Genomic DNA, 5,209 nt, shown 5'->3' on the forward strand with positions numbered 1-5,209 from the left:
ACCCCCGGCCCCGATCACCGAACATCACGTATCCGCTCTCCGTCACCGCCAGCGTGTCTTCCAGCTTGATGAAGCCCCGTGTCGGGTGAAGCATGGTCGTCTCCACCGACAGCACCATGTTCTTCTCCAGCGGTTTGGCCGCATAGGTGCCTTCATAGGTCACCGGGTGGTTGGTCATCAGGAACGGCGCCTCGTGCGTGATCAGCCCCATGCCATGGGCGAAGAAATCCGTGTAGGGCGCGACCTTCGAAGCCTTCAGCACGCCCTCGGCATGCGAAATCATGTCGCCGCCCAGCGTGCCCGCTTTGACTTTTGAAAAGGCCGCCTGCTGCACCGTCTCGACCTCGGCCAGCAGATCTTCCAGCTCGGCATCCGGTTCGCCGAGAATGCCCATCCGGCAGAGGTCGCCTATATAGCCGTGATAATTGCCGCCGGAATCGATTGACAGCACCTCGCCTTTTTTCCACGCCTGCGGTGAAGCGGCGCGGTTGTGGCTGGCACCCAGCGTCAGCAGGCAATATTCGAAATGGATGCCGCGATTGGTTTCCTCGCGCCGCAGCTGCTCGATGATCTCGCTTTTAGTCGTGCCTTCACGCGCCCAGGCAATGGTCGCCAGCATGGAATCGGTGATCAGTTCGGAGGCCGTGCGCAGCTTCTCCAGCTCCGCATCGGTCTTGATGGCGCGCATGCGCTCCAGCATGTCGGTCGCATCGATCAGCCTGGCATCCGGCAACGCCTTGCGGATCAGCGTATAGGCGTCCGATGGCAGGAAGCCAGGCTCGATGCCGATGCGCGCGCCGGCCTTGCCGATCTTCTGCAGGTGCTCGACCGCAAGGTTGGCGGCGTCGAGCGTGCCCCAGCAGGCGGCGTGCAGCGTCGGCGTCCAGAACGGATTGTTCTGGTGCTCGCCGCCCTCCATGCGGTTGCCGATATAGGCGGCATGGTCCGGCCCGCCCTTTTCGTACACGACGATCGGCAGGTACCGGCTGTGGCCGATCGCATCCATGGCGGCGAAGAAGATGAACTTGTAACCGCCCAGCAGGTATTGCGTGTTGTGCTTGGAGGTGGCGAGCAGCACATCGATGCCGGCCTCCTCCATCAGCCGGTCGACCCTTGCCTGGTCGAACGGGATATTGCCGACGGCATTCTTGCCCGGAGCAATGTTCATCTCTCTCTCCCTGAATTGCCTGGGACCGCCGGCCGTTCCGCTCGCGATCCCCTGGCCATGACTCAAATCTGCACCATTTTGCCCGTTCTGGTCCAGCCAGAAATAGGGCAAACAGCACCGTTCCATGTCATCATACCTTTGTCCGTCGCATATCCCATCAATTTGGTCCTACCAGATTGACGTGATAGAAGCGCATATTCCAAACTGGTCCAGCGGACGAAAATTTCAAAGCCAAGCGAGGATGCGCCAATTCCGTCTCTGGCGAAACCCTCGGCAAGGCTCATAATCGCCGCCGCAAGGATGCTGGCGGGCTTGCCGGCGTTCGAGGGGTATTGGCGCGCCCAACCGGGTCGCGGAGAGGACGGAGTTCGATCATGTCAGGTTTCACGATTTCCAGGCGCACGATGCTTTCCGGCTCGGCAATGCTGCTGGCCTCCACCGCCATGCCGACACCGGGCTGGGCGCAGACGCCGAAGAAGGGCGGGCGGCTTGTGCTTGCCGCCGATTCCGAACCGCGCAACCTCAACCCGGCGATCGTCGCTTCCAACGGCGTCTTCTTCATCTCCAGCAAGATCGTCGAAACGCTGGCCGAAGCCTCCTACGACGGCAAGGACGGACTCGCGCCAAGGCTGGCGCTGAGCTGGGAGGGTGCCGCCGACGGGCTCTCGGTGACGTTCAAACTGCGCGACGGCGTCAAATGGCATGACGGCAAGCCGTTCACCTCCGCCGACGTGGCCTTCTCGGCGCTGCAGATCTGGAAGCCGCTGCAGAACCTCGGCCGCACCGTGTTCAAGGACCTGGCCAGCGTCGAGACCCCCGACGATCTCACCGGTGTGTTCAAATTCGCCAAGCCGACGCCGTTCCAGCTGATCCGCAACGCGCTGCCGGCGCTGAGCAGCGTGGTGCCGAAGCACATCTACGAGGTCGGCAAGATCGAGGACAACCCGGCCAACAACGCGCCCATCGGCACCGGACCGTTCAAATTCGGCGAGTACAAGGCCGGCCAGTATTACCGGCTGACCAAAAACACCGACTACTGGGGCAAGGACGAGCCCTATCTCGATGAGATCATCTATCAGGTGCTGCCGGATCGCACGTCCGCGGCCAGCGCGCTGGAGGCCGGAGAGATCCAGCTGGCGGCCTTTTCCGCCGTGCCGCTGGCCGACCTCGACCGCATCTCGAAAGTGCCGGGGCTGAAAGTGATCACCAAGGGTTACGAAGGGCTGACCTATCAACTCGTCGTCGAGATCAATCATCGCCGCAAGGAACTGGCCGACGTCAAAGTGCGGCAGGCGATCGCACATGCCATCGACAAGGATTTCGTCGTCAAGACGGTGTTCCTCGGCTATGCCGCGACAGCCACCGGCCCGGTGCCGAAGAACGATCCACAATTCTACACCGCCGATGTGCCGACCTATGCCTTCGACGTCGCCAAGGCCAACGCGCTGCTCGACGAAGCCGGCTACAAGAAAGGCCCGGACGGCAAGCGCTTCACGCTGAAACTGCTGCCTGCGCCCTATTTCAACGAGACAAAACAGTTCGGCGACTATCTGCGCCAGGCGCTCGCCGCCATCGGCATCGACGCTGAGCTGGTCAACAACGACTCGGCCGCGCACATCAAGGCGGTCTACACCGACCACGCCTTCGATCTCGCGGTCGGTCCGCCGGTGTTCCGCGGCGATCCGGCGATCTCGACCACCATCCTGGTGCAGAGCGGCATTCCGGACGGCGTGCCGTTCTCCAACCAGGGCGGCTACAAGAACGATGCGCTCGATGCGCTCATCGCCAAGGCATCGGAGACGCTCGACGCATCAGCCCGCACCGACCTCTACAAGGAATTCCAGAAGGCGGTGGCTGCCGACCTGCCGCTGATCAACGTCGCCGAATGGAGTTTCATCAGCGTCGCGCGAGACACCGTCGGCAACATCGCCAACAACCCGCGCTGGGCGGTGTCGAACTGGGCGGACACGTATTTGGAATCGTGACAGAATTGCGCGGATGAAAATTCGCGAAATCATCGTAGGCTTTGAGTTCTACGAGGCCCCCCTCTGTCCTACCGGACATCTCCCCCTCAAGGGGGGAGATTGGCCGCTTGTCTGTCCCGCGAATTCTTCAACGTTGGAGATTGGCGAAGCCAAAAGAGACAGCCGATCTCCCCCCTTGAGGGGGAGATGTCCGGCAGAACAGAGGAGGGTGCCTAGGCGCGGTCCTAATCAACGTATCGCCAACCCATCGACGCCCCCATGAACCGCGCCCTCACCCTTCTCCGCCGCCGCCTCGTCGGCAGCATCTTCGTGCTGCTGATCGTCGTCATCGGCACGTTCCTTTTGCTCGAGGCCGCCCCCGGCGACGCCGTCGACGCCTACATCGTCTCGACCGGCGGCGACGCCGGCATGATCGAATTGCTGCGTCATCGCTGGGGCCTCGACCAGTCGGAGCTGACGCGGCTGGCTAACTACCTCTGGGCGCTGTTGCATCTCGACCTCGGCCAGTCGGTGACCTTCTCCCGACCGATCCGCGATGTGATCCTCGAACGCCTGCCCAACACGCTGCTGTTGATGGTCAGCGCCACCGCGCTCTCCTTCGGGCTCGGCTCGGCACTCGGCATCTATGCCGGCGCCCGGCCGGGCAGTTTCCGCGACCGCTTCCTGTCGATCGGCTCGCTGGCGCTCTATGCCGTGCCGGGTTTCTGGCTCGGACTGGTGCTGATCGTCGTCTTTGCCGTCGACCTGCGCTGGCTGCCGATCGGCGGCATCGAGACCCTGGCTTCCGACAAGACCGGCCTTGACCGCGCAGCCGACATCGCCGTCCATCTTATCCTGCCTGTTTCGGCCCTCGGCTTCATCTACCTGGCGCTCTATCTGCGCATGATGCGCGCCGGCATGGCCGAGGTCTGGCGGCAGGATTTCGTCTTGGCCGCGCGCGCCAAGGGATTATCACGCCGCCGCATCGTGCTCGCCCACGTCGCCCGCAATGCACTGCTGCCGCTGGTCACCATGCTCGGCCTGCAGTCGGCGCAGATGCTCGGCGGCAGTGTCGTCATCGAGAGCGTCTTTTCCGTGCCCGGCCTCGGCCGGCTGGCGCAGGAGGCAGTCGCCTCCCGCGATACGCCGCTTCTGCTCGGCATTATTCTCACCAGCGCCGTCCTGGTCATTGTCATCAACCTTGCCGTCGACATCGCCTATGCCTTCCTCGACCCGCGCGTCGGCGCCTGCGAGGCCGGCGCATGAGTGCCCTCCGCCGCTTTCTGCGCACGCCCGAGGCGGTCGCCGGCGCCATCCTCCTGGCGGCGCTGATCGCCATGGCACTGTCGGCGTCGCTGCTGTTCCCCGGCGATCCGCAAGCGATTGCCGGGCCGGCGCTGCTGCCGCCGTTCCAGGACTGGTCGCTCCCGCTTGGCACCGATCGGCTTGGCCGCGACGTGCTGGCCGAGCTTTTTCATGGCGCCCGCACATCGCTGGCTGTCGGGATCGCCGCCGCGGCCGCCGCACTTGTCGTCGGGGCAGTGGTCGGCACATTGGCCGGCTTTGCCGGCGGCCTCGTCGACGAGGTGCTGATGCGCATCACCGACGCCTTCCAGACCGTGCCGAGTTTCCTGCTGGCACTGGCCTTCGTCAGCGTCGTCGGACCGTCGCTCGGCATCGTCGTGATCGCCATCGCGCTCGGCACCTGGACCGGACCAGCCCGTGTCGCCCGCGCGGAAGTCCTCTCCATTCGCGAACGCGATTATGTCGCCGGCGCCAGGGTCATCGGCATGCACCCGCTGGCGATCGCCTTTCGCGAGGTGCTGCCCAATGCCTTGCCGCCGGTGCTGGCGATGTCGTCGGTGATCGTCGCCGCGGCGATCCTCACCGAGGCGGCCTTGTCGTTCCTCGGCCTGGGCGATCCCAACCGGGTCACCTGGGGCGGCATGATTGCCGAAGGCCGCGCTGTCCTGCGCACCGCGCCCTTCCTGTCGATCGTCCCGGGCATAGCGCTGGTGCTGACCGTGCTCGGCGTCTATCTCGCCGGTGAAGGCATTGTCGAGCCGACGGCGGTCAG

General features: G+C 64.2%; 5 protein-coding genes. 3 read left to right on the forward strand and 2 right to left on the reverse strand.

Going from position 1 to position 5,209, the window contains the following annotated elements:
* Both EN884_RS24975 and EN884_RS24980 read right to left on the reverse strand, forming a co-directional pair.
* Positions 1 to 1,168 (reverse strand): Xaa-Pro peptidase family protein (locus tag EN884_RS24975; protein ID WP_164895138.1); only part of this gene is annotated, 1,168 nt, incomplete at its 3' end.
* A gap of 62 nt (positions 1,169 to 1,230) precedes the next feature.
* A complete protein-coding gene (locus tag EN884_RS24980; RefSeq protein ID WP_127224205.1) occupies positions 1,231 to 1,452 on the reverse strand; it encodes a hypothetical protein in 222 nt (73 codons plus the stop codon).
* A gap of 90 nt (positions 1,453 to 1,542) precedes the next feature.
* On the opposite strand from EN884_RS24980, the gene EN884_RS24985 reads away from it, so the two are divergent.
* The 3 genes from EN884_RS24985 to EN884_RS24995 all read left to right on the forward strand — a co-directional run.
* On the forward strand, positions 1,543 to 3,153 hold the full coding sequence (locus EN884_RS24985; protein WP_063169053.1) for an ABC transporter substrate-binding protein: 1,611 nt from the start codon (positions 1,543 to 1,545) through the stop codon (positions 3,151 to 3,153).
* Between the two features lie 258 nt (positions 3,154 to 3,411).
* Positions 3,412 to 4,398: an ABC transporter permease gene (locus tag EN884_RS24990; protein ID WP_063169054.1), complete on the forward strand. Its 987-nt coding sequence runs from the start codon at positions 3,412 to 3,414 to the stop codon at positions 4,396 to 4,398.
* Positions 4,395 to 5,209 (forward strand): ABC transporter permease (locus tag EN884_RS24995; protein ID WP_164895139.1); only part of this gene is annotated, 815 nt, incomplete at its 3' end. The genes EN884_RS24990 and EN884_RS24995, both read left to right, overlap by 4 nt.

This window comes from Mesorhizobium sp. M7A.F.Ca.AU.001.01.1.1, assembly GCF_004022735.1.
GTDB lineage: Bacteria > Pseudomonadota > Alphaproteobacteria > Rhizobiales > Rhizobiaceae > Mesorhizobium > Mesorhizobium ciceri.